The sequence below is a fragment of the Actinoplanes sp. TBRC 11911 genome (assembly GCF_012933445.1).
GTDB lineage: Bacteria > Actinomycetota > Actinomycetes > Mycobacteriales > Micromonosporaceae > Actinoplanes.
In genome coordinates this window covers 1-23,490 of record NZ_JABBNC010000026.1, presented here as the reverse complement: position 1 = coordinate 23,490, position 23,490 = coordinate 1, and the positions used below count along the sequence as shown (strand labels likewise).

The 23,490-nt window shown below is 70.0% G+C and carries 20 protein-coding genes; 13 read left to right on the top strand and 7 right to left on the bottom strand.

Annotated features, from left to right (window positions below):
• Positions 1–12: 12 nt before the first annotated feature.
• The gene (locus tag HH310_RS29100) at positions 13–2,250 is read left to right on the top strand and encodes an EAL domain-containing protein (RefSeq protein WP_169178885.1); all 2,238 of its coding nucleotides are present in this window, start codon (positions 13–15) and stop codon (positions 2,248–2,250) included.
• 74 nt (positions 2,251–2,324) lie between these two features.
• Here HH310_RS29100 and HH310_RS29095 read toward each other — a convergent pair whose 3' ends face one another.
• On the bottom strand, positions 2,325–3,563 hold the full coding sequence (locus HH310_RS29095) for a styrene monooxygenase/indole monooxygenase family protein (protein WP_169178884.1): 1,239 nt from the start codon (positions 3,561–3,563) through the stop codon (positions 2,325–2,327).
• 127 nt (positions 3,564–3,690) lie between these two features.
• Here HH310_RS29095 and HH310_RS29090 point away from each other — a divergent pair, with 127 nt between their 5' ends.
• From HH310_RS29090 to ppk2 (HH310_RS29075), 5 genes are all read left to right on the top strand, one after another.
• Positions 3,691–4,680, top strand: a complete 990-nt coding sequence (locus tag HH310_RS29090) for an AraC family transcriptional regulator (protein WP_169178883.1) — start codon at positions 3,691–3,693, stop codon at positions 4,678–4,680.
• 206 nt (positions 4,681–4,886) lie between these two features.
• On the top strand, positions 4,887–5,771 hold the full coding sequence (ppk2, locus tag HH310_RS29085; RefSeq protein WP_169178882.1) for a polyphosphate kinase 2: 885 nt from the start codon (positions 4,887–4,889) through the stop codon (positions 5,769–5,771).
• A gap of 11 nt (positions 5,772–5,782) precedes the next feature.
• Entirely contained in the window at positions 5,783–7,420 is a 1,638-nt protein-coding gene (locus HH310_RS43300; RefSeq protein ID WP_211192760.1) for an HAD-IC family P-type ATPase, read from the top strand.
• Between the two features lie 3 nt (positions 7,421–7,423).
• Positions 7,424–8,536 (top strand): HAD-IC family P-type ATPase, encoded by a 1,113-nt coding sequence (locus tag HH310_RS45535; protein ID WP_211192759.1) that lies wholly within the window; start codon positions 7,424–7,426, stop codon positions 8,534–8,536.
• Between the two features lie 5 nt (positions 8,537–8,541).
• Entirely contained in the window at positions 8,542–9,309 is a 768-nt protein-coding gene (ppk2, locus tag HH310_RS29075; protein ID WP_169178881.1) for a polyphosphate kinase 2, read from the top strand.
• Positions 9,310–9,389: 80 nt separating this feature from the next.
• On the opposite strand, the gene HH310_RS29070 is transcribed toward ppk2 (HH310_RS29075), so the two are convergent.
• From HH310_RS29070 to HH310_RS29060, 3 genes are read right to left on the bottom strand one after another with little or no spacing between them, the layout of a single operon-like run.
• The gene (locus tag HH310_RS29070; RefSeq protein WP_169178880.1) at positions 9,390–12,434 is read right to left on the bottom strand and encodes a methyltransferase domain-containing protein; all 3,045 of its coding nucleotides are present in this window, start codon (positions 12,432–12,434) and stop codon (positions 9,390–9,392) included.
• Positions 12,431–13,600, bottom strand: coding sequence for a class I SAM-dependent methyltransferase (locus tag HH310_RS29065; protein ID WP_169178879.1), 1,170 nt, complete (start codon positions 13,598–13,600; stop codon positions 12,431–12,433). Before HH310_RS29065 ends, HH310_RS29070 begins: the two co-directional genes overlap by 4 nt.
• A gap of 47 nt (positions 13,601–13,647) precedes the next feature.
• On the bottom strand, positions 13,648–14,331 hold the full coding sequence (locus tag HH310_RS29060) for a hypothetical protein (RefSeq protein WP_169178878.1): 684 nt from the start codon (positions 14,329–14,331) through the stop codon (positions 13,648–13,650).
• 146 nt (positions 14,332–14,477) lie between these two features.
• On the opposite strand from HH310_RS29060, the gene HH310_RS29055 reads away from it, so the two are divergent.
• Entirely contained in the window at positions 14,478–14,831 is a 354-nt protein-coding gene (locus HH310_RS29055; RefSeq protein ID WP_169178877.1) for a nucleoside triphosphate pyrophosphohydrolase, read from the top strand.
• Positions 14,832–14,835: 4 nt separating this feature from the next.
• Here the strand turns inward: HH310_RS29055 and HH310_RS29050 are convergent, their stop codons facing one another.
• Together HH310_RS29050 and HH310_RS29045 are read right to left on the bottom strand one after the other, a co-directional pair.
• Positions 14,836–15,834, bottom strand: a complete 999-nt coding sequence (locus HH310_RS29050; RefSeq protein ID WP_169178876.1) for an NAD-dependent epimerase/dehydratase family protein — start codon at positions 15,832–15,834, stop codon at positions 14,836–14,838.
• The gene (locus tag HH310_RS29045) at positions 15,831–16,367 is read right to left on the bottom strand and encodes a hypothetical protein (protein ID WP_169178875.1); all 537 of its coding nucleotides are present in this window, start codon (positions 16,365–16,367) and stop codon (positions 15,831–15,833) included. The genes HH310_RS29050 and HH310_RS29045 overlap by 4 nt, the downstream gene beginning before the upstream one ends.
• Before the next feature lie 185 nt (positions 16,368–16,552).
• Here HH310_RS29045 and HH310_RS29040 point away from each other — a divergent pair, with 185 nt between their 5' ends.
• The 3 genes from HH310_RS29040 to HH310_RS29030 all read left to right on the top strand — a co-directional run bounded on the left by HH310_RS29040 (position 16,553) and on the right by HH310_RS29030 (position 19,733).
• Positions 16,553–17,773, top strand: coding sequence for a YqiA/YcfP family alpha/beta fold hydrolase (locus HH310_RS29040; protein WP_169178874.1), 1,221 nt, complete (start codon positions 16,553–16,555; stop codon positions 17,771–17,773).
• Positions 17,774–17,776: 3 nt separating this feature from the next.
• Complete coding sequence (locus HH310_RS29035; protein WP_169178873.1) at positions 17,777–18,334, top strand: hypothetical protein; 558 nt, start codon at positions 17,777–17,779, stop codon at positions 18,332–18,334.
• A 649-nt stretch (positions 18,335–18,983) separates the two neighbouring features.
• A complete protein-coding gene (locus HH310_RS29030; RefSeq protein ID WP_169178872.1) occupies positions 18,984–19,733 on the top strand; it encodes an SDR family NAD(P)-dependent oxidoreductase in 750 nt (249 codons plus the stop codon).
• On the opposite strand, the gene HH310_RS29025 is transcribed toward HH310_RS29030, so the two are convergent.
• A complete protein-coding gene (locus HH310_RS29025; protein WP_169178871.1) occupies positions 19,724–20,533 on the bottom strand; it encodes a LysR family transcriptional regulator in 810 nt (269 codons plus the stop codon). The genes HH310_RS29030 and HH310_RS29025 overlap by 10 nt on opposite strands.
• Before the next feature lie 116 nt (positions 20,534–20,649).
• On the opposite strand from HH310_RS29025, the gene HH310_RS29020 reads away from it, so the two are divergent.
• The 3 genes from HH310_RS29020 (at position 20,650) to HH310_RS29010 (ending at position 23,465) form a co-directional block, all read left to right on the top strand.
• Positions 20,650–21,387, top strand: coding sequence for a ZIP family metal transporter (locus tag HH310_RS29020; protein ID WP_169178870.1), 738 nt, complete (start codon positions 20,650–20,652; stop codon positions 21,385–21,387).
• 62 nt (positions 21,388–21,449) lie between these two features.
• On the top strand, positions 21,450–21,812 hold the full coding sequence (locus tag HH310_RS29015; protein WP_169178869.1) for a carboxymuconolactone decarboxylase family protein: 363 nt from the start codon (positions 21,450–21,452) through the stop codon (positions 21,810–21,812).
• Between the two features lie 54 nt (positions 21,813–21,866).
• Positions 21,867–23,465 (top strand): MFS transporter, encoded by a 1,599-nt coding sequence (locus tag HH310_RS29010; RefSeq protein WP_169178868.1) that lies wholly within the window; start codon positions 21,867–21,869, stop codon positions 23,463–23,465.
• Positions 23,466–23,490 lie beyond the last annotated feature (25 nt).

Sequence of the window (23,490 nt, the reverse complement as noted above, 5' to 3'; positions counted from 1 at the left end):
CGCTGGGCTGCGGTGCGCCGCTCCCGTGCCGGGGCGTTGCTGTCCCTGCTCACGCTGGGGGCGCTGGCGACGGTCGCCGCCGGGCTGACGCTGTCCTTCAAGCACGCGGGTGAGCGGGCGATCGAGGGCCGGCTCGCGCTGCGCGGGATGGTCGCCGAGCTACGGCTGCAGGACGGGCTGGAGTGGCGGGCGATCAGCGGGCGGGTGGCCGCCGGCACGGTCGCTCCCGAGCTGCTGGAGTCGGCCGGCCGGGCTCGCGCGCTGGGTGCCGACGCCGTCCGCTACGGGCTGCCGGCCGGTCGGGGCGTGCGGCTGGCGAGCTTGCACGAGGCGTACCTGGGCGCCCTGACGGAAGAATTGGCGCTGCTGACGGCGGGCGACGACGCCGAGGCTGAGGAGATCGACGAGACCGAGGTCGATCCGCGGTTCGACGCGGTGATCGACGAGCTCGACGAGCAGACGCAGTGGCTGCGCCGGCGCGCGGCGGAGGCGCAGCGGGCCGGCGACGCGGGCGTGCTCGCGACCGTGATCGCGTCGCTCGGCGCGGCCGCGCTCATCCAGCGCCGCCGGGTCCGCGCCGACATCCAGCGGCGCGAGGAACAGCGGCTCGGCGCGCGCTACCGGGCGCTGGTGGACCGCTCGGCCGATCTGGTGATGGTGCTGGGCGCCGACCGGCGGATGCGCTACCTGAGTCCGGCCGCGGAGCGGTTCATCCGCGACGACCTGGCGCTGGACCCGCTCGGGGCCGACCTGAGCGACCTGGTGCACCCGGACGACCGCGACGCCGTGCTGGCCGCCCTGCCGCAGCCCGACGCGACCGCGCCGGCCCGCCTCGGCCGGGAAGGCCGCTGGCGCCACTTCGAACTCTCGATCCAGGACCTGACCCAGGAGCCCTCGGTCGGCGGGACGGTGCTGACGGCGCACGACGTGACCGAGCGCCAGGCCCTGCAGAAGGAGATGCTGCACCAGGCGACCCACGACGCCCTGACCGGACTGCCGAACCGGGCGCTGCTGGGCACCCGCCTCGACCACTGCCTGCGCGCGGAGCACGGCGGTCCGGCGACCGGGCTGCTGCTGATCGACCTGGACCGGTTCAAGGAGATCAACGACACGCTCGGGCACCACGTCGGCGACGAGGTGCTCCACCAGGTCGGCCCGCGCCTGACCGGGGCGCTGCGGGAGACGGACACGGTCGCCCGGCTCGGCGGCGACGAGTTCGCCGTGCTGCTGCCCGGCGCCGGCACCGTCCGCGACGCCGTCGCGGTGGCCGAGTCGCTGCGCGCCACCCTGAAGGCCCCGTTCCAGCTGGACCAGCTCACCCTGCACGTCGAGGCGAGCGTCGGCGTGGCGGTGTCCGGGGTGCACGGGCGGGACACGCCCACCCTGTTCCGGCGCGCCGACGTCGCCATGTACCACGCCAAGCAGACCGGGCAGGGCGTCAGCGTCTACGACCCGGCGGTGGACGGGAACAGCCCGCAACGGCTGGCGCTGCTCGCCGACCTGCGCCGCGGGCTGGACGACGACGAGCTGGTGCTGCACTACCAGCCGCAGGCGGCGCTCGCCGACGGCACGATCCGCGGGGCCGAGGCGCTGGTGCGGTGGCAGCACCCAACCCGGGGCCTGCTCGCGCCGGACGCGTTCATCCCGGCGGCCGAGCACAGCGGGCTGATCGGCCCGCTGACCACCCGGGTCCTGAACCTCGCCCTGGCCCGGGCGCGGCGCTGGCTGACCGACGGGCATCCGCTGCAGATCTCGGTCAACCTGTCGGCGCGCAGCCTGCTCGACGACAACCTCGACCGCGAGGTCGCCGAACTGCTCGACGCTCATCAGGTGCCCGCCGAGCTGCTCACCCTGGAGATCACCGAATCCGCGGTGATGGTCGAACCGGCCTTTGCCGCGCAGATCCTGCATCGCCTGCGCGGCCGCGGAATCCAGATATCCATCGACGACTTCGGTGCCGGCTACACCAGCCTCGCGCACCTCAAGGACCTGCCGGTCGACGAACTCAAGATCGACCGCTCGTTCGTGATGGCCATGGCCGACGACCGCAGCAGCCGGCTCATCGTGCACAGCGTCGTCGACCTCGGCCACAACCTGGGCCTTCGTACGGTCGCCGAGGGTGTCGAAACCGCCGAGGCCCTGAGCACGCTGGCCGGGTACGGGTGCGACATCGCGCAGGGCTACCACCTGTCCCGGCCGATCCCCGGCGACGAGTTCGACCGATGGCGGGCCACCCCCGCGTTGCGGTGACGGCTCGCTACCGATCCTCTCGGCAGTCGTGGCGCGGTCGCGCGCCTGGTGCGAGCACGCCGGCCGCCCGCGGCTCACCCCCGAGCGCGGGCCCTGGCCTCCTCGAGATACCGCATCGCCGCGGTCCCGTCGGTGGCCCACTCCGTGTACGTCGCCGGGTTCTCGAAGACGCCCACGAACCGGCGCGCGACCTCGGGCACGACCTGCGCGGTCTGGAACAGCGCCGGCATGTGCGCGGCCGGCGGGGCCAGCAGGTCGTTGCTGAACCGCGTCGCGTACCGGCCCACCGTCCAGAAACGGGCGAACGAGGCCCGCATGAACCCCTCGTCGAACGCGCGGTCGCCCTGCTCCAGGATGACCGAGGCGTACGACCGTGCGGCGTACGCGGCCAGGTTGGCGCCCTGCCCGGCGAGCGGGTCGTTGGTCACCGCCGTGTCGCCGAGGGCGAGGACCTTCGCGCCGGACGGCAGCGTGCCGACCGGGTGCCGCACGGTCGGCGTGATGCGGCCGCGCAGGCTGGACAACGGCTCGGCCCGCTCGATGATCTCGGCACGCCAGGGGAATTGGTCGCGCAGCAATTTCCGGACGAGCTCGAAATGCTGCTCGGTATCGGAGACGCCGTCCCACACGTCCATCGGGCCGCCCGGAACGGCGAACAATCCCATGCCCAGCGCGCGCCCCTCGACGGTGAGCGCCGGAATGATGCCGACCTCGCCGGCCGGGCTCTGGGAGAATCGCAGGCTGGCCGGGATCGGATCGTCGTCGGGCACGCGCATCTGCAGGGCGGCGACAAATCGCTGGGCCTGTCGATAGGGCGACAGTGCGTCGTCGCGCGGGAAAAGCCGCTCGAATTGCGGTCCGCGTCCGGCCGCGACGACGACGAGGTCAAATTCGCGGGCGAATCCCTCGATATCGTCCAGTGTCGCTTTCTGGTAGCGGATCTCGCCGCCGCGCCGGGTGTACTCGGTCATCCAGGCCGCGACCTTGAGCCGCTGATCCACTCCCTGCGCGGGGGCGGCCAGGCCGGCCGACCACGCGATGGCCGGCTCCGGAGCGCCGGGTGCGACCGCCGCGGTGAACGAGATCTCGGTGACCGCGGCCACGTCGCCGGGCCAGAAATGCACGCCGAGCTGCCGCTCCAGCGCGATGGCCGGCCCGAACACGAGCTGACTCGACAGCAGCGGTCCCGAACGAACCTCCTCGGCCCGCTTGTCGGCCACTATTGTCACGTCGTATCCGTTTGCCCGCAGTCCCAGCCCCAGCAGCAGGCCGGACTGGCCGGCCCCGACGATGGCGATCCGTCTTGACGTCATGGGTTCAAGAAAATCCATGCCGGAGCGCCCGGACTAACCGCTGAGCGCGAACTTTCGTCCGGGAACGCGGGCCCCTGTGAGCGGGCTCATGCGGCCGCACACCGCGCTGAGCAGGCACCATGGCCCGATGGGAGCCGACCAGTTCGCCGCGCAACCCGGGCAGCGCGGCCGCCTGACGTCCCGCGACAACGCCGCCGACGTCTGCCACGGCGTCTTCTTCCCGCACACGGTCGAGCAGCTCGACCCCGGCCGCGGCTTCGACCTCGACTACCGGCTGACGCAGGTCGGCCCGCTCACCCTGGCCGAGATCACCCACCACACCGACGTACGCCTCGACTTCGCCGAACTCCGCACCGGTTACTACGTCAACGTCCCGTTGTCCGGCGCTGTCCGGTCCCGGCACCGCGGCATCGACGTCACCGCCACCACCGAGACCGCCTCGGTGTCCGGGCCGGTCGGCGAGACCGTCGTCACCCGGTGGGTGGCCGGCACCCGCAACCTCGCCCTGCGGATCGACGGCGGCGTCGTCGACCGGACGCTGGCCGAGGCGCTGCGCGGGGGTGGTGCCGGGTTCGACCCCAGCTTCGATCTTCGTACCGGCCCGGGCCGGAGCTGGCTGGGCATGCTGCGCGTGCTCCGCGATCAGCTCGACGACCCGGACAGCGTGCTGCACCGCCCGATGACCGCGATGCCGTTCGTGGAAAGCCTCGTCACCGGCTTCTGCACGGTGAGCAACCCGGCGTTCCGGCAGGCCCTCGACCGGGCCGCCGAGCCGATCCCGCCGGCCGCGGTGCGGACCGCCGTCGACATCATGCACGCCCGGCCGCAACTGCCGCTGACCACCGCGGAGCTGGCCCGTCGCTGCAACGTGAGCGTGCGCACCCTCCAAGAGGGATTCCAGCGGCACCTGGGCGTCGCGCCGATGGCCTATCTGCGGTCGGTACGCCTCGAGCGGGCGCACGCCGACCTGCGGGCCGCCGATCCGGGGCAGGACACCGTCTCGGCCATCGCGTACCGCTGGGGCTTCGGCAATTTGACGCGTTTCGCGCACCAGCACCGGATGACGTACGGCCAGTCGCCGAAGGAGACCTTGCGCGTTCGCGCCGGGCGTCACTGATCGGACGTTCGAGCAATCGTCGGCCGCCCGGCCGTGGCCGTCTGCATCCCCGACCACACCAGCGAGGGCACGTCGTCCGGCCGGAACTGATGATCATCGGGGTCGAGTCACCCCTGCCGGATGAGGCAGGCGCCGGGCACCGGCAGGACTGTCAGATATGCGCCGGGCGAGGGGTCGCCGTTCGACATGATCGTGGAGGAGGGCGGATGCCGAGCACACAGCCACCGGGGGAGCCGGCCGATCTCCTCGCCGCGTATCAGGAAGCGATGCGCGAGCTCGCCGCGTTGCGGCAGGAGCGGACCGCGCTGTCGCGCAAGCACAAGGCCGAACGCGGACTCCGCCCGTGGCAGGTCGAACTGCTCAAGCTGCAGCGTCACCTGGAACGCGAGAACTTACGCATGATCGTGCTGTTCGAGGGGCGGGACGCGGCCGGCAAGGGCGGGGCGATCCGGCGCGTCACCCGGTTCATGAACGAGAAGCACTACCGGGTGGTCGCCCTCGGCCGGCCCACCGAGGAGCAGCGGTCCCAGTGGTACTTCCAGCGCTACGTCGCGCAGTTCCCGATCGGCGGCGAGATCGTTCTCTTCGACCGCAGCTGGTACAACCGCGCGATGGTCGAGCGCGTCTTCGGCTTCTGCAGCCGCCAGGAATATCAGAACTTCCTGCGCGGCGTCACCGGCTTCGAGAAGGATCTCGTACGCCAGGGCACCGTGCTCGTCAAGCTGTACTTCAGCGTGACCCGGGAGCAGCAGGCCCGCCGTTTCGAGCGCCGGCTCACCGATCCGCTGCGGCAGTGGAAGCTCAGTGAGATCGACCTGCAGGCCCAGGACCGCTGGGACGACTTCACCAACCACAAGTACGAGATGCTCGTGCGCACCGACATCCGGGCGGCACCCTGGGTGATCGTGCGGTCCAGCGACAAGCAGAGCGCCCGGCTGAACACGATGAAGGTCATCCTGAACGCGGTCGACTACAAGGACCGCGATCCCGGCCTCGACTTCGCGCCGGACCCGCGAATCGTCGTCTCCGGCGCGGACGAGCTCGCGCTGATGCGCGCCGAGCGCCTGCGCAGCGGCAAGTTCACCGGCTGAGAGGGGTGCACGTGACCACGACCTGGTTCTCCAGCGAGGTCGCCGACGTGGTCAAGGCGATGGACAGCGACCCGGACCAGGGGCTCGGCGCGGCGGAGGCGTCCGCGCGGCTGAGCCGTTACGGCCCCAACCGCATCACCGGCGAGAAGCCGCCCTCGGTGTGGGCCGTCGCGCTCAAGCAGCTGCGCGACACCATGAACATCATGCTGCTCGCGGTGGTCGCGGTCAGCCTGGTCATCGGCGAGTTCTCGACCGCGGTGATCGTCGGTCTGCTGGTGCTGCTGAACGTCGTGCTCGGCGCCCGCCAGGAGCTGGCCGCCCGCGCCAGTGTGGACGCGCTGTCGAAGATGCAGGTGCCCGAGGCCAGAGTGGTCCGCGACGGCGCGCTCACCGCCGTACCGGCCGTCGACCTGGTGCCCGGCGACATCGTCCGGCTCGAGGCCGGTGACCTGGTCCCGGCCGACGGGCGCATCCTGCGATCGGCGACCCTCGAGGTGCAGGAGGCCGCGCTGACCGGGGAGAGCGCACCGGTCGCCAAGGACGGCAGCACCCTCGCGGCCGGCGACGTGGCGCTGGGCGACCGTACCGACATGGTCTTCCAGAACACGTCGGTGACCCGGGGGACGGCGACGGTCGTGGTCACGGCCACCGGCATGCAGACCGAGATGGGCCGCATCGCCACCATGCTGACCGAGGTGAAGCGGACCCGGTCCCCGCTGCAGCGCGAGCTCGACTCGCTGACCAAGGTGCTCGGCGTCATCGCCTGGACCGCCGTCGCGTTCATCGTGGTGGTGGGCTGGATCCGCGGCCTGGAGCTCGATCAGCTCCTGCTGCTGGGCAGCGCGATGGCGATCTCGGCCATCCCCACCGGCCTTCCGGCGTTCGTCGCCGGCCTGCTCTCCTACGGCGCGAAGAACCTGGCGGCGTCGAAGGCCATCGTCAAGAACCTCACCGACGTCGAGACGCTGGGCGCCACCAGCGCCATCAACACCGACAAGACCGGCACGCTGACCATGAACGAGATGATGGTCTCGACCCTGTACGCCGGTGGCTCCTGGTTCACCGTCGACGGCCTCGGATACCGCAAATCGGGCGCTATCACCTCGGTGGCCGGTACGCCGGTACCGGACTTCTCCCGGCTCGCTCTCGGCCTCGCCCTGGACAGCGACGCGACGGTCGGCGACGACGGCACGGTGGTCGGCGATCCCACCGAGGCGGCGCTGGTCGTGCTCGCGGCCAAACTCGGCGTCGACGCGGCGGAGACCCGGCGGGCCTACCCGCGCCTGGCCGAGGTGCCGTTCGACTCCGAGTACAAATTCATGGCCACCTTCCACCGGTACGCCTCGGACGGCCGCAAGCAGGTCATCGCCCTGGTCAAGGGCGCGCCGGACGTGGTGCTCGCACGCTGCTCGCAGGCCGGCGGCCCGTTGAGCGGCAGCCAGGTGCCGATCGGCCAGGCCGCCGCCGACATCGAGGCGGCGAACCGCCGGATGGCCGAGAAGGGCCTGCGGGTGCTGGCCTTCGCCGCCCGCATCATCGAGGCGGACGAGGGTGGCGCGCTCACCAACGACCCGATGTCGCTGACCCGCGAGCTCGGCTTCGTCGGCATGGTCGGGATCATCGACCCGCTGCGCGCGGAGGCGAAGTAGGCCGTGCGGATCGCGCTACGGGCCGGCATCGACGTCCGGATGATCACCGGCGACTACGCCGTCACCGCCAAGGCCATCGGCGCGACGCTCGGCCTCGGCGCGGGCGCGATCAGCGGCCGGGAGCTGCGCGAGCTGTCCGACGACGACCTGGCCCGCCGGCTGCCGGAACTGCACGTGTTCGGCCGGGTCTCGCCCGAGGACAAACTGCGCCTGGCCCGTTCGCTGCAGGCACAGGGCCTGATCGTCGCGATGACCGGCGACGCCGTCAACGACGCCGCGGCGCTCAAACAAGCCGACATCGGGGTGGCGATGGGCAGCGGCAGCGAGGTCACCAAGCAGGCCGCCCGGATGATCCTCACCGACGACAACTTCGGCACGCTGGTCCACGCGATCGAGATCGGCCGCCGCGTCTACGAGAAGATCGTCGCGTACGTGCGGTACCAGATGACGCAGCTGCTGGCGCTGGTGCTGCTCTTCGTGGCGGCCACCGCGTTCAACATCAACGACGGCGTGGCCCTCACCCCGTCGATGGTGCTCTACCTGTTCTTCTTCGCCACCGCCATCGGCGTCGTGATCATCGCGGTGGATCCCGGCGACCCGCAGGTGATGAACCGTCCGCCCCGCGACCCGAAGGTCCCGCTCACCAACCGCACGACGGTCCTGTACTGGCTGCTGTACGCCAGCGTGTTGTTCGTCGCCGCCCTGATCCCGCTCGTGGCCGGCCCGGACCAGCCCCGTACGGACGGACCCAGCGCGGCCATGACGATGGCGTTCGTGGTGATGGGTCTCGGCACCGTCGGCAACGCGCTGACCAACCGGCGCGACCCGGCGAGCGGACTGTTGCCGCCGATCCTCAAGGCCGTGGCGATCGGCTTGATCCCGGCCGGCTTCGTGGTCCTGGCGACCCGGCTGGACTTCCTGCAGAACAGCCTGCTGACCCAGCCGCTGACCGGCCTGCAGTGGCTGGCCTGCATCGGCCTCGCCCTGCTGCTTCCGGTCGTCGTCGAGATCACGAAGGCGATCCGCCGCGGCCGCCTCGCGCCCGCCACGCTCGACGCGCGGCAGGCGGTCGAACCCGCGCGCGCCCGGCTAGTCCTTGGAGGGGAGAGCACGTGAGCCGGATGAAGTTGAAAGAGTACCGGCGGGAGCTGCGCCCGTTGCACGGCGAGCTGGTCGCGATGCAGGAATGGGTCAAGACGTCGGGCGCGAAGATCTGCATCGTGTTCGAGGGCCGCGACACCGCCGGCAAGGGCGGCACGATCAAGGCGATCACCGAACGGGTCAGCCCCCGGGTCTTCCGGGTCATCGCGCTGCCCACCCCGACCGACCGGGAGCGGTCCCAGATGTACCTGCAGCGGTACGTCCCGCACCTGCCCGCCGCCGGTGAGGTCGTCATCTTCGACCGCAGCTGGTACAACCGCGCCGGGGTCGAGCCGGTCATGGGCTTCTGCACGAAGGAGCAGAGCCAGCAGTTCCTGGAGGCCGTCCCGCAGGTGGAACGGGCCATCGTGGACTCCGGCGTCCGGCTGCTGAAGTACTGGCTGGAGGTCAGCCCCGAGCAGCAGACCCTGCGCCTGGAAAGCCGCATCAACGACCCCCGCAAGATCTGGAAGCTCTCCGCCATGGACCTGAAGTCGTACAGCCGCTGGTACGACTACTCCCGCGCGCGCGACGAGATGTTCCGCACCACCGACACGGCGTGGGCGCCCTGGTACGTGGCCAACACCGACGACAAGAAGCGCGGCCGGCTCAACATCATCACCCATCTGCTGGCGAACGTGCCGTACAAACCGTTGCATCACCGTGACGTGACGCTGCCCAAGCGACAGAAGCCGAACGGCTACCGTGAGCCGGACCTGCCGCTGCGTCGCATCCCGACGCCTTTCTGACAAGGACCAGCGATGCTACGGGGATTCGCCAGCATGCCGTCGTGGTGCCCGGCCGGGCCTGACCGGGCGTCACCCGGGCGCTAGGGGGTGGCGACCCGGCAATACACGTCCAGCCAGGTCCACCGGGAGTGGGTCGGATACATGCTTTTCTCGTACGCCTCGACCTGGCGCGGCATGGTGAGCTCGGCCCTGAGCCCGGCGGCGGACAGCAGCGCGCCGATGCATTGCTCGGTGTGGTGGGCGTAGAAACGGCCGTCGGACGAGACCAGCGCGTTGTTGCCGACCTGGAAGCTGAAGTAGGCCACCCCGTGCGTCCGCAGCAGCTTGCGGATCCGGCCCGCCACCCGCTCGGCCTCCTCGCACGTCAGGTGCACGACCGATTCGGCGGCGACGATGAGCTCGTAGGTGCCGTCGCCGAAGTCCAGCGCCCGCAGGTCCGCCGGGCCGGGCGGCTCGACACCGAGGCGGGCGGCGGCCATCCGGAGCATGTCCGGTGACAGGTCGACGATGTCGGTGTCGAAGCCCATCCGGGACAGCAGTGCCGCGTGCCTGCCGGTCCCGGTGCCGAGGTCCAGGGCACGCCGGCCACGGTCGGGAACCGATTCCAGCATGCTCTCCAGAATCCGTTCCACCACCGGGAGATGATTCGCCGCGGACAGCGCGGCGAACCGCGACGCCGCCTCGCCCGTGTACGCCTCGAGGGTCCGGTCACCCCAGTGCTGACGCTCGCCGGTGTAGTACCCGCTTTGCAGCTGGTCGACCAGCAGGGCCACCAATGCGTCATGATCGACGTCGGTCGCCGTGGCGCCGGACAACGCGCGGATGGCCGCCACCTGCCGGTCGAGCTCGGCCTCGGTGATGCCGCCGCGGATCGTCTTGTTGGTTTCCAGGTCCAAGGCGCGCAGCAGCGCGCCGGACGGTGCCACGTCGCGCAGCGACCAGAGAATCCGGAAGAAGGACGCGGCGTGCGTGTGGTGGAACAACTCCGGCTGGGCGAGATATTGGTCGTACGTCTCGTCCAGTGCCGACCGCAGGGCCTGGCGCTTCGTCTCGAGGTCTCGGGCGTCCTCGTCGCCGGCGCCGATGAGGTCCGCTATCGCCGGCGCCTCGAGCAGGCCGGCGAGCTCCGCGCTCAGCGCCCAGTCGCGGCGTGCCCCCGGCCCGCGGTGGTAGCGGATGAGGCTGGCGGTGGGATCGACCGGGTCGAACGGCGCCTTGATCTCCTGCAGCAGCTGGCGCAGGCAGCCGGCGATCCGGGCGCCGAGGTGCTCGACGACCGGCGTCGCCAGCTTGGCGCCGCCGTCGACGAGGGCGAGCGGGAGATACATCAGCAGGCCGGACCGTTCCATTCGCCAGAAACTGTTGTACGGCCAGAAGAACGGGCGCCCGAGCTCGACCGATTCCGGGGGTTCCGGTCTCGGCCGCAGCGTGCCGTCGCTGTTCTCCGCGTGCAGGGCGGCCAGCATCTCCGGCAGGGCGGCCTCCAGCGCCGTGCGGAGTTGCTCGCGGACGGCGTCGGGCAGGCTGCTGCCCACGTCGGTGCCCAGCACGTCGATCAGTTTCGTGGTGGCCATCGCGAACCCGAACAGGTGGCTCGTGTCGTGCCGCCACAGCGGCATGTCCCGGATCAGGTCTTCGGCGAGCAGCTTGGCGGCGTCCGGCCGCCCGCCCGCGTTCAGGCTGCCCGCGCACTCGTGGAGCAGCGCCAGGACGGCCATCACGGTGTGCCGCAGGCGTACGTCGGCATGCCCCCGCCCGGATGACCTGCTGCCGACGCCGCCGCGCGGGCCGCGCCGCGCGGCGATGTTGTTGCCGGCCCGCTCGACCGCCCGATTGTCCTGGAGAAGGTCGGCGGCCTCGCGGCGATCCAGAGTCAACCGGAGGTGCTCCACCAGGTTGATCACGTTGGCGCAGAGGATGTCCGTGCCGCCGTTGTTCCGGATGTTGGTGTCCCGGGTGATCGTCCCCCGGTCGCCCTCCCACAGCGACTCCATCCAGTTGTTCACCGTGCGGCCCCAGGCGCCGTTGGGCAACTGGTCCAGCCGGAGGAACGAGTACGCGAACAGGGCCAGTGTCGTTCTGCGCCGGAGGCGGCGCTCGACGGCCCGGTCGAGTTTGAGGTCGGCGTCCCGCGACTCCAGCGAGCGGCGGAGCGCATGGGCACGGGCCAGGGCGGCCCGGCGCGCCGGCAGGGAGAGGTGAACGCTGCCCGCGGCGAACATGAACTGGGCCGCGAGTGCCACCTCGTACTCCCAGACGCCGTCCAGATCGGGCGGCGCGAACTTCGCCGCGATCGCCTGGATGCGCCGCAGCGCCGCGAGAGCCTTCTTCTCCTCCGGTTCGGCGGACTGGACGGAGCTCTCGGCGAGACGGGCGCACGCCGCGACCCGGTCGGTCTCGTCGCCGCGGTACAGCCGCAGCCAGATATCGCGTTCGAGCTTGGCGAGATCGGTGAGGTAATGGGCGGGCCGGGTGGCGGCGAAGTCCACGACGTGGGTGCGTGGCTCGCCGTCCGACACGAGGATGTTGCCGCCGTGCAGGTCGCCGTGCGCGAGGCGGGTGGCGCTCGGCCGGGTCGACCGTTCGGTGGCCTGGGCCCACCACAGCCAGAGGCGGGAGCCGTCGATGCCGAGGTCGGCGAGCCGGCGGCCGAGCTTTTCCGGCTCGGTCAGCGTGTGGCAGGCGAAGGCGTTCTTGTTCGTCGGCTGCAGCGCGAGGTCGGGCAGGCGCAGGGTGTGCAGCAGGACGTCGTCGACGACGGCCTCGACCTCCGCGAGCGTCGCGCCGGCGAACCATGTCGCGAAGGTGGCGGGGCGGTTGCCCGCGAGGGCCAGCGGGATGGCTATCTGGCCGTCGATCTCGACGTGGTCGTCCAGCATCGTTCCCGCGTCCCGGAACATCGTCCGGGCCCGCCGCAGGCCGTCGAGATCCTGCCGCAGGAGGGCGGCGGGGCCGGCCTTGACGACCAGATGGTGGGGCCGGCCCATCGTGCTCTCCGGGCGGCAGAGAAAGGTCGCCGCGCCGGACGCGCCGCTCAACCGCTCCACGATGGACAGTTCTTGATAGCCGGCGCGTTCCGCGATCGCGGTGCGCAGACCGGCGAACTCCTCGGGCCACTCGATCATCGGTCCGTTTCCCCTTCCGCCGCGCGCAGGACGAGATGGCGCCACTGTTTGACCCGGGTGTCGCCGAGGGAGCCGTGGCCGACCGAGTCGGACCACCGGTCGATCACGTGCAGGCCCAGGGATCGGCACAGGCGTACCACGTCGGATTCGTCGTGATACACGAAAGTCCGGCCCTCACGACGCAGGGTGAGTCCCCGGCCCGGCTGGAGGTTGAGGTAGAGCGTGCCGTCGCCGGCCAGCACCCGGCGGGCCTCGCGCAAGGTGCCGGGCAGTTGCGCGCGCGGCACGTGCACCAGCACCGCGCGCAGCCAGACCCCGGCGAAACGGCCGTCCCGGAACGGCAACGCCCCGACGTCACCCTGGACCAGCGCGGCGCCGCTGTGGGTGCGCGCGGCCGCGAGCATCACCGGCGACAGATCGATTCCGGTCGGCCGCAATCCGAGCTCGGCGAAGGCCGCGTGGTGCACGGCCGGCCCGCACCCGGCGTCGAGGATCTCGGCCGGGCCGGAACCTCGCAGGTGTCCGGCGAAGCGGACCGCGCCCTCTCCCGCGGATGCGGCGGACCACTCCCGCAGGAACGGCCCGGCCACCGCGGCGCTGCCCGCCTGGTTCGTCCGCCGTACGGACCGGAAGAAGTCGATCGTCCAGACGCCGGCGTCGTCGGAACCGGCGTACCGGTCCTGCCGCGGCAGCCACCCGCGGAACGTGGCGCCGGAGCCGGGCGCGGCCGCCTGGTGCGGGGCGGCGGATACGAGCCAGCCCTGCCAGCGCTCGCGCTGGGCACGCTCGGGGCTCACCGTCTCGTCGATGGTTTTGCGCTCCACGTAGGTGTATTTCCGGTCGGCGGCCGCGCGGTGCAGGTCGTAGATGCCCTCCGGCAGGGCGAGGGCGCCGGCCGGCACCGTCGCCGGCGCACCCGTCGCATCGGGCAGGCAGACCAGGCACAGTGATCCGCCGGCCGGTCCGGTCGCATCCTCGATCGACAGCTCGGCCTCGACGCCCTCGTCCCGGTGGAAGTGGCTGATGATGCCGCGCAGGAAGCGCACCCGGTCGAGATGCTCGTCCGGCAGGTCCGCCAGCCGGGCGAAGCCGCCGTGCCGCGGGCACCGCACCGAGGTGATGGCGATGGCCCCGGAATCCAGCGCCACGACGGCGAAGGGCGGCATCGCCGCGAGTATCGGCCGGGGTACACAGTCCGGGCACTGCGGCCCGGTCATGGCAACGCCACGCCGCGCACGTACCGGACGATGTCGCGCGCCCGCGGATCGTCGCGGAACAATGCGAAAAGCATCCCGGTGTCACCGGCGAGCGCGTTGACGGTGGCCAGGACGTACTCGTGGAAAACGGCTATACCGCGATCCGCGCATTCGCGAGTCGCCTGCGGAATGAGCATTCCGTTGTCGAGGATCGCGTCGAAGAATTCGCGGTCGGGTGCGAAGATCTCGCCGTGTGCGTGCAGCAGTCGTTCGACGTCGAGGGTGTCGCGCCGTTGCACGTCGCGCGCGCACTCGACCGGACCCGGTCCGCTGCCGTCCATCGAGACGTGGCATTTGCGTGCGCGCGCCGCGAGGTCCGACGCCAGCCAGATGCGAAAGGGCCGGTCACCGGACAGCCACGGGAGAAAGCGGGTGTCGAAGACGACGCCGTCGTCGTGGCGGGCCCGGTGTTCCAGCTCGGCGTCGATCTCCGCGTCGATGGTGGTGGACTGCAGCGCCGCGCCGAACTCCGCATAGCGGGTGAACCACGTCCGGGACTGATGCACGCTTTCGCGTTCCACACCCAGGCGGTCGAGCAGGATCTCCGACGCGGACACGTAGGTGAGTCCGAGGGATTCGGCGAGCAGCAGCGAATGCGTCGTTTTGCCCACCGACGTGTAGCCGGAGAAACAGACGTTCATCAACGGATCGTACATGCGACGTTGAAGGTCATCTTCGCGTCACGGGCGAAGCCGGGCCAAACACGAAGCCGTTTATGGGACGATGTGGTGCAATCCGTCGCGCCATGACTTATCCTGCGGCGAATGCAATCGGCGACGAGGAAGTCATGGCTGACAGCAAACTGGTACGTGATTTGATCCCCGAGATCATGCGGGCCGACGGCACCGAGTTCGAGACCAGGGTGGCCTGCTCGGACGAGCTGCCGCTGCTCCTCCGGGACAAGCTGGTGGAGGAGGCGCACGAGGTCGCCGACGCCCGCGACGATCGGTCGGTCGTGGAGGAGCTGGCCGACGTGCTCGAGGTGATCCACGCCTACGCGTCGTGGCTGGGCGTGGGTGTACCGGAGATTGAGCAGATGCGGCAGGCCAAGCGGGCCCAGCGGGGTGGCTTCGGCGCCGGCATCGTCCTCGTCTCGCCGCCCGGCGAGAGCGGCTGCCGGCGTGCCGGCCGATGCCGGTGAGCGGCTAACGATGCAGCGTCTTGTCGGCCGCGAGCCGCTCGAAGAAATGCTGGTGCACGCCCAGGTCGGTGCCGCGGTCGGCGAATGACCTGGCCTCCGCGATCAGCCGGCGGATCCCCTCCCGCAGGCTGATCCGCGGCGTGAAGCCGAGCACGTCGCGCTGGCGTGTCGTGTCCGCCACGAGCCGGCGGGCGTAGATCCCGCTGGGGACCTCGACGTGCAGCGGCTCGAGGGAGCTGCCGAGCTCCTCATTGATCGTGGCGATGACCTCGATGAACGAGGTCTCGATGCCGGTGCCGGCGTTGAAGCACTGGCTCGGCAGGTCGCTGCACAGAGCCAGCCACAGGGCCTCGGCCATGTCCGCGGCGTACAGATAGTCGCGGGTCTGCAGTCCGTCGCCCCACACCACCGGGCGATAGCCGTTCGTCATCGCCCAGACGAACAGCGTGACGATGTTCGCGTATCCCGCCTTGGCGCTTTCCCCGACCCCGTACACGCTGAACGGACGCAGGCCCACGGCCCGGATGCCGTACCGGTCGGAGTAGTACTGGGCGGCTTCCTCACCCCATTTCTTGGACAGCGCCTTCATGTCCAGCGGGGAGAGAGGCATTCCTTCCCGGTACGGGACGGGATTGCTCTCGTAGACGGCGCTGGTGCTGGCGTAAACGAGCTTGCCGATGCCCGCACGGCGCATTTCCTCCAGCAGGATGACGAAGGAGGCCGTGGTACCGATGGTCGCGCCCACGACGTCCTGTTCGTACATGAGAAAAGACGACGGGGCGGCGAGGTGGATCACGGCGTCGACGTCCCGCAAAGCCGCCGAGACCGTGGCCCGATCGGTGACGCTGCCCTGCCGGAATTCCAGCCCGTCGCCGGCCGGAAGCTCGTCGTATTTTCCCAGGCGCAGATCGTCCAGAACGACAACCGACTGCCCGTGCGCCAGCAACAGCCGCACGGTGTGCCGTCCGATCAGCCCGGCGCCACCGCTGACCAGAACCTTCATCGGGAAGCCTCGCGGACCCCGGCGCCGAGCAGGTCGCGGTGCGTCGCGCGGACGTTCTCCCAGCGCGGGAACAGCGCGTAGTCCCAGTCGTCGGGCTCGCCGATCAGCTCGGCGACGTGCCGGCGGAAGAACTGCGACACGCCGACGTCGGCGGCCAAGCAGGCCATTCCGCCCGGCTCCTGGTAAAGCAGATAACCCTGGTCGTCGCCGGCCGGCGTCGTCGCCGCGAAAAGGTTGTCGAGCGAGTCGAAAGAGGTCACCGGAAGCGGGAGGCGGCCGAACCCGTAGCGTCCCGGCAGCAATTGGATGTGCGGGTGCGCGACGCAGGCGGACCGGCGCTGATCGGCACGGCCGCACGAGCCGTGCTCGAAGACCGTCAGGGGCCCGTACGTGTGCTCCAGGCGCTGTTGTACCCGACGGGTGAAATCGAGAAAGGCCGGCCGCCGGCCCGGTGCCAGCCGGCGCACCGATTCGGTGTGCTCGACCGGCGAAATCAGCAGGTGACCGGGTGCGAGCGCGCCGACCGCGCTCAATGCGACACCGACGCCCTCTTCCCGAAACAACGGCCGGTCAAACCACGAAACCGAATCATCCGTACGCCCGTTCGCGGCACAAAGAAAGCAATCGTGCATGACCGGATCCCCACGTCGTCGGCACTGCAGGACATCGGCTCGTGACGATAAGGTAGCAGACCGGAGTCCCAGGGAGGTTCGCGAAAATGGATGCCCGGCTGATCTACCTGCACGGCTTCGCGTCGGGCCCTCAGTCGGCGAAAACCGCCCTGCTCGGCGCCGCCGCCGAGCGGCACGGGCTGGCTCTGTCCACGCCGGATCTGAATCTGCCGTCGTTCCCCCGATTGTCCCTGGACGCCATCACCGACATGGCGTGCGACGTGCTCGGCAGCGACCCCGGGCCGACGTTCGCGATCGGCAGCAGCCTGGGAGCGATGGTCCTGCTCCGGGCGCTGGCTCGCCGGCCCGCACCGCGCGTCGACCGGGCGGTTCTGCTGACGCCGGTGACCGACCATCGGCGAGCCCTGTTGCGGGTGGCCGGCGAGGCGGACGACCAGCGCTGGCGTACCAAAGGGGAGTGGGAGTTCGAGCATTACGCCGCCGGTGGCCGGCTGCCGCTGCGGCACGACTTCCTGGCCGGGGCCGAGCCGCTGCGTGACGACGAACTCGCCCGGATCGAGGTGCCGGTGTTGCTGCTGGCCGCCACCGGGGACGAGATCGCCCCGCCCGAGGAGGTGAGCCGGCTGGCCGGCATCCTGCCGCGCGCCCGGCTGGCCCGGGTCGACGACGGCCACCGCCTCGTCGACGGCTTCGACGCCACGTGGACGATCGTCGAGGAGTTCCTCGGGCTGACCGGCGAGGCGGCCGGCCGATGGCAGACCGGGCTGGCCGGCGTCGACGAGGTTCGCGCCGACCCGATGCTGGTCTCCGAGGCCGTCGCGACGATCGTCAAGGCGTACGGGGAACGCGGTTATCCCTCCGAAGTGCACCGGGAGCGCCTGGTCGGCGAGGGCGCCGCTCTCGCCTGGATCCGGGATCGGTCGGGCGGCGACGCGCCGATGGTCGCCGCGTCCTACGTCCGCGGCGACGGCAAGGTCGGGGCGATCGCGGTGGAGCCGCGGTACCGCGGGCGTGGGCTGTCGCTGATGATGTCGCGCGCCCTGCGGTCCGCCGTGTATCCCCAGTTCGTCGAGGTGGACTGCCGTCACGACCGGGCCCGGCGAGCGGTGCTGGCGGCGGGTTTCCGGCCGGTGTACGACGAGCGGACGGCCGCCGGTCTGCTGCTGCCGAGCGGCCACCGCATCGTCGGCGCGGGCGCGGATCGGCTGGGAGTCCGGTATCGACGGTTCCGCCGTGCCGCCGGGGATTGGGACGACATGCAGGTTTTCACGCACGGCCACTACGCCGCCGATCGCCAGGAGGTTTGATTCGTGGATCCCGCCCAGTCCGCCGGACCGGTCGCCGAGTACACATCGCTGCGGCTGGAGATCGACACCCGGGCGAAGTATCAGCAGCAGATTCTCGCCCTGCAGCTGACGCTCAGCAGCGCGGTGTTCGGTTTCGCGCTGTCCCGGCCTCAGCTGCTGGCGCTGCTCCTGGCGATTCCGATGAGTTCCTACCTGCTGTCCGGCCGGTATGCCGCCCAGCGCGAGGCGATCCGATCGATCAGCCACTACATCCGGGATTCGCTGCACCCGCGCACTCCGGGTGGTCTCGGCTGGGTGGCCTGGAGCCGGCAGAACCCGCGCCCGAACCGCCTGATCGACTGGCTGATCCCGATGCTGCTGACCTTCCCGGGCGCCGCGGTCCTGGCCCTGGGCTGGACCTTCGCGCTCGTCTTCTACCGCGACGGGGTCGGCGTGCCGGCTCGTATCGGCCTGATCGTGGTCTGGCTCGCCGGGTTGTTCGGCAGCGCGGTGAGCGCGTGGACATTCGTCCGCATCTATCGTGAGGCGCGCCCGGCCAGGTCTTCCGCGTCGCGTCCCTGACCTTGCGCGATATGGCGTTTTCGTGCACCCGTAGGCGGATCAGAGGCTGTAGGCGATCAGCGATCTGATCGCCGTCCGTCTGCCAGCCCCCGGCCACCCCTCTCGCATATCCGACATTTCCTGATATTTGTCGGATTGGCTGGGCTGCCGGACGGGCGGGCTCGCCGCGCGGCTGCGCGGCGCTTCCATTCCGTGGGACGGGTGACCGCCTGCTGAGACCTGCGCCCGCATCATGGACCCATCGTCCGCGATGTGGGACTAGCGTCCATTGTGGAGAATGTGTTTGTCACGTAACGAGGCTTTCGCCCGGCAGGTCTTTCCGGCCGAATGTGAACCTTGGAGAGTTATGGCTCGTATGTGGGCGCAACTCTCCAAGGTTCACAGAAATCCACGATGTGACCGCGGTGTCCACATAGCGGGACGGCCTGGCCGCGACGGATCGCCACAACGCCTCAGCTCTGGCACCACCGTGCCACCGGCCACACCGTAACCAGGTCACTCACCGCCTACAACCACGGTCAGGACCTACTCGTCTAGGTATCGCCGCATACCTGGACGGTCATTGATGAGCCGGGCACCGCGCTGTTTGCTGGTGTGGCTGGCGGTGTTTCGCCGCCTTCATGCACATCAAGCAGGGGAGTACAGCAGTATGGGTCAGCTTGACGGCAAGACCGCCGTGGTCACCGGAGCCAGTGTGGGCATCGGCCTGGCTGCCGTGCGGCGGTTCGCCGAGGAGGGCGCGTTCGTCTACATGATGGCGCGGCGGGCGAAAGAACTCGATGCGGCGGCGGACGAGATCGGTGCCAACGTCGCGGCGGTCGCGGGCGACGTCACCGATCTGGCGGACCTGGATCGTCTGTACGCCCGGATCGTCGCAGACGGCCGACGCGTCGACGTGCTCTTCGCCAACGCCGGGGGCGGAGGCTTCGTCCCGCTCGCCGAGATTACCGAGGAACACCTCGACCAGCTGGTCGGGCTCAACATTCGAGGAACCCTGTTCACCGTCCAGAAGGCGCTGCCCGTCCTCAACGACGGCGCGTCGGTGATTCTGGCGTCGTCGATCGCGTCCGTGCAGGGGGCGTCCGGGCTCGGGGTGTACGCCGCGTCCAAGGCGGCGGTGCGTTCGTTCGCCCGGACGTGGGCGAACGAACTGAGCGCGCGCCACATCCGGGTCAACGCGCTGGCGCCGGGAACGACCGAGACACCGGCGATCGACGCGGCAACACCGGAGGGCATGTCCGTGGCCGAGTTCCGGCAGATGATCGCGGCGCCGATACCGCTGGGCCGGATCGCGGACGCCGCCGAACAGGCCGCCGCAGCCCTGTTCCTGGCTTCGGATCAGAGCAGCTTCGTCACCGGGATCGAATTATCGGTCGACGGAGGCACGACTCACGTCTGACGGGCTGCCGGTTCGTCGGCGAGCGTCTTCGCTGCCCTGGCCAGCATGTGGAGCTCGGGCCGCCGGACAGGCGCCGGCCAGACCAGGGCGAGGTCTGAGGGCGGCAGATCGGTCACGGTCACGCCGACGACCGCGGGTGGTAGCCGGGCTGCGATGCTGTCGCCGACGACGGTGACGAGCAGCCCGGCGGCCACCCGGTCCACGATCTCGTCGAGCGAGGCCGGCGGGTATTCCTCGAAGCCGGGTTCACGCCGGAGCGCCGCGGCGGGGACGGCGGCCGCGGCGGCTAAATGGTGGTCGCGCGGCACCAGTGCCATCGAGCGTTCGCGGGTCAGGCTGATGGTCTCGAAGCCGGCGACGTCGTCGGTGCTGAGGCAGACCAGTGCGGCGTCGGCGGTCCCGTCCTGAACGGCCGCCGGCGTGTCACGCGTGAACTTGAGCGTCAGTTCCGGCATCTCGGCGGCACGAACGAGCCGGGCGAGGAACTGGGAGGCGGCACCGGGATACACCGCGAGGACCACGGGCCCGGGTTCCGCCGCCCGCCGGGCCCGGAGCACCGCGGCATCCAAGCTCTGCAGAACGCCCCGTCCCTCCTCAAGGAGGATCACGCCGGCCGGTGTGAGCTCGACCCGGCGGCTCGTGCGCTCGAGAAGCCGCACTTTCATCCGCCGCTCGATGCGCGAGATCGCCCGGGACAAGGGCGGCTGGGCGATGCCGAGCCGCTCGGCCGCCCGGCCGAAGTGCAACTCCTCACCGATCGCGACAAAGTATTCGAGGTCCCGGATTTCCAAGCGATCCACTCCCGAAGAATATCGCGGTCCCGTCGGAGCCCGGCAGGAAACGACACGTGCGATGCAGGAATCGTCCCTCGAATCGATAAATGAGAGTGTTCCGTTGGAGGCGGAAGGGACCATTCATGATCGCTCCAATTCTCTTAGGTGTGGGTTCAGGGGTGACGACAACCATCGGGGGATTCGTTGCTCTTAGAGTGACCGACCGCCGTCACCTCGTACTCGGTGCCGCCGGTGGGGTGGTGCTCGGGGTCGTTGCCTTCGATCTTCTCCCGGAAGCGTTCGATGGATCGCACGCAAAGGTGGCGGGGGTCCCGGCGACAATGCTGTTGTTCGTCGCGGGTTTTCTGACGATCCACACGGCCGAGAAGGCCTTTGAGTTACACCGCGGAAGCGTCGTGCACTACGCCCGCCCCCGTGACAACGCCCGTCGGTTCGGCCTCTTGGCCGGTGGAGCCTTGGTCGGTCACAGCTTCCTTGACGGCCTGGGCATCGGCTTGAGCTTTTCGGCCGGGTCGGCGGTCGCGACCGTCGTTGCCATCGCTGTGCTTGCTCACGACTTCGCCGACGGGTTCAACACTTTCACGCTCACCGCGATGTACGGCAACTCTCGTGGCCGGGCTCTCACGCTGCTGGTCGCCGACGCGCTGGCGCCCATCGCAGGCGCCGCGGTCGGCTCCGTCATTTTCGTATCCTCGGGTACGGTGGCCCTGCTTCTGGCGTACTTCGCCGGATTCTTGTTGTATATCGCGACCAGCAAGATCCTGCCGGAGGCGCATGCAAACCATCCCTCGTGGGGCACGCTGGCCGCCACGGTGCTGGGCGTGGTTTTCATGGGCATCGTCATTTCCGTCGTCAACTGACGTCATACGCGGCAACCGTCCATCGCACATCACGAACCAAAATGAGGACAAAAATGCCCCGGATGCCATTTCCCTCCCCGGATGAGGTCCCTGCGGAACTCACCGCCTTCCTCGCTCCTCTCCCGCAGGACCCTGTCCTCAAGGAGCTGACCCATTCCCCAGCCACGGCCAAGCCGTTCATCGTTCTGGGGACGGTGATGTACACCCGGCTGAGCCTGCCACCTCGGCTGCGCGAACTTGCGATTCTGACCGTCGCCAGCGCTTGTGGCAGCGATTACGTTTTCGCTCAGCACGAACCGATGGCGGAAGTGAATGGAGTCACCGCGGAGGAGCGGCCGGAGATCCGCAGGCCTTCGCCGGAGAGAGAAATCGAAGTGCACGGCGCCGGTGTGCTTGAGAAAATCAAATCCGTGAAGATCGACTGACGTCATGGAAGTGTTACAGGTGCTGCGGCGGTCCGGACCGGGTTCGCGGCGTCGATGAACCCACTGCGTGACCGCGTCTTCCGCTCGTTGTGGATCGCCGTGCTGGCCAGTAACGCCGGCACGTGGATGCAGACGGTCGGAGCACAGTGGCTTGTGGTGCGCGAGCCGAACGCCGCCACCTGGGTGAGCCTCGTCCAGGTTGCCACGATGACACCGGTGCTACTGCTGGCGCTGCCGTCGGGGGCACTCGCCGATGTGCTGGACCGGCGGTTACTGCTGCTCGCCGTGCAGATCGGGCTGTTCAGTACGGGCGCCGCGCTCAGCGTGCTGACCTGGCTCGGTCTGATGCCGCCGGGGCTGCTGCTGTTCTTCACGTTCCTGCTCGGCGTCGGCCAGGCGTTGACGCTTCCGACCTGGCAGGCCGTGATTCCGGAGGTGGTGCCCCGCGAGGAACTGCCGACGGCGTCGGCCCTCGGTGCGGTGAACACGAATCTGGCCCGCTCGGCCGGTCCGGCGGTGGCCGGGTTGATCGTCGCGCAGGTCGGCTCCGCCGCCGTCTTCGGTCTCAATGCGCTTTCGTACGCCGTGTTCGCCGCGGCCCTGCTGCGCTGGCACCGCCCCCGGCGGACCGGGCCGTCGCACCCGCAGCGGTTCGGTCCGGCGCTGCGGGCCGGCGAGCACTACGTCCGCTACGCACCGGTGGTCACCCGGTTGCTCGCCCGTGTGGTGTTGTTCGTGCTGCCGGGCAGCGTGGTCTGGGGTCTGCTGCCGCTGGTCGCACACCAGGAACTGGGTCTGGGGGCGACCGGCTACGGCATTCTGCTGGCCGCTCTCGGCGTCGGCGCGATCATCGGGGCGCTGCTGATGCCGCGCATCCGCCGGGGACTCTCGCCGGGCAAGCTGATCGTGCTGGCCGGTCTCGTGTACGGCGTAGCCCTGGTCGTGGTCGCGCTGGTCCCGCAGCGGGCGGCCGTCATCCCGGCCCTGATCGCAGCCGGTCTGGCCTGGATGACCTTGGTGTCGCGGATGAACGCGACGCTGCAGCTGTTCCTGCCCAACTGGGTACGCGCCCGCGGCTTCGGCATCTACCAGGTGGTCTTCGCCGGGTCGCAGGCCGTGGGTGCTCTCGTCTGGGGGCAAGTCACCGCGCTGAGCAGCCTGCGAGTGACGTTCCTCGCGGCCGCGGCGGCCATGCTGTCAGGGACCGCCACGGTCCGCCTGCTGCCCGTGTACGAGCAGGACGGCGCCGACCGCAGCCCGGCGATCTTCTGGCCCGAGCCGCACATCATGCTCCAGCCGCACTTGGACGACGGCCCGGTGCTGGTCACTGCCGTCTACCGGGTCGACGAACCACATGTGGACTCGTTCATCAAGGCCATGGAGGCCGTACGCGGGTCGCGGCTCCGGACCGGGGCGAGCCGGTGGGGTCTTTTTCGGGACGGCGCTACACCCGATAAATTTACCGAAATCTATCAGATGCCGACCTGGGACGAATACCTGCGGCAGCGTGCGGGCCGGCTCACCGGCAGCGACGAAGAGGCGGAGCGGAAGGCGACATCGCTGGCCCGCGGACCGGCAGAGGTGACCCACCTGTTTCCCGCCGACTCAGCCGAATGGCGTCAGGGGCGCTCGATCCGCATCACGCCTCCGTAACGTAGTGGTCCTCAGCGATGGCCAT

Bases quoted from the DNA above. Each gene is read 5' to 3' on its own strand.
- HH310_RS29095 (WP_169178884.1), bottom strand. From the start codon at position 3,563: ATGACGTCAAGACGGATCGCCATCGTCGGGGCCGGCCAGTCCGGCCTG.
- HH310_RS29090 (WP_169178883.1), top strand. From the start codon at position 3,691: ATGGGAGCCGACCAGTTCGCCGCGCAACCCGGGCAGCGCGGCCGCCTG.
- ppk2 (WP_169178882.1), top strand. From the start codon at position 4,887: ATGCCGAGCACACAGCCACCGGGGGAGCCGGCCGATCTCCTCGCCGCG.
- ppk2 (WP_169178881.1), top strand. From the start codon at position 8,542: ATGAAGTTGAAAGAGTACCGGCGGGAGCTGCGCCCGTTGCACGGCGAG.
- HH310_RS29070 (WP_169178880.1), bottom strand. From the start codon at position 12,434: ATGATCGAGTGGCCCGAGGAGTTCGCCGGTCTGCGCACCGCGATCGCG.
- HH310_RS29065 (WP_169178879.1), bottom strand. From the start codon at position 13,600: ATGCCGCCCTTCGCCGTCGTGGCGCTGGATTCCGGGGCCATCGCCATC.
- HH310_RS29060 (WP_169178878.1), bottom strand. From the start codon at position 14,331: ATGAACGTCTGTTTCTCCGGCTACACGTCGGTGGGCAAAACGACGCAT.
- HH310_RS29055 (WP_169178877.1), top strand. From the start codon at position 14,478: ATGGCTGACAGCAAACTGGTACGTGATTTGATCCCCGAGATCATGCGG.
- HH310_RS29050 (WP_169178876.1), bottom strand. From the start codon at position 15,834: ATGAAGGTTCTGGTCAGCGGTGGCGCCGGGCTGATCGGACGGCACACC.
- HH310_RS29040 (WP_169178874.1), top strand. From the start codon at position 16,553: ATGGATGCCCGGCTGATCTACCTGCACGGCTTCGCGTCGGGCCCTCAG.
- HH310_RS29030 (WP_169178872.1), top strand. From the start codon at position 18,984: ATGGGTCAGCTTGACGGCAAGACCGCCGTGGTCACCGGAGCCAGTGTG.
- HH310_RS29020 (WP_169178870.1), top strand. From the start codon at position 20,650: ATGATCGCTCCAATTCTCTTAGGTGTGGGTTCAGGGGTGACGACAACC.
- HH310_RS29015 (WP_169178869.1), top strand. From the start codon at position 21,450: ATGCCATTTCCCTCCCCGGATGAGGTCCCTGCGGAACTCACCGCCTTC.
- HH310_RS29010 (WP_169178868.1), top strand. From the start codon at position 21,867: ATGAACCCACTGCGTGACCGCGTCTTCCGCTCGTTGTGGATCGCCGTG.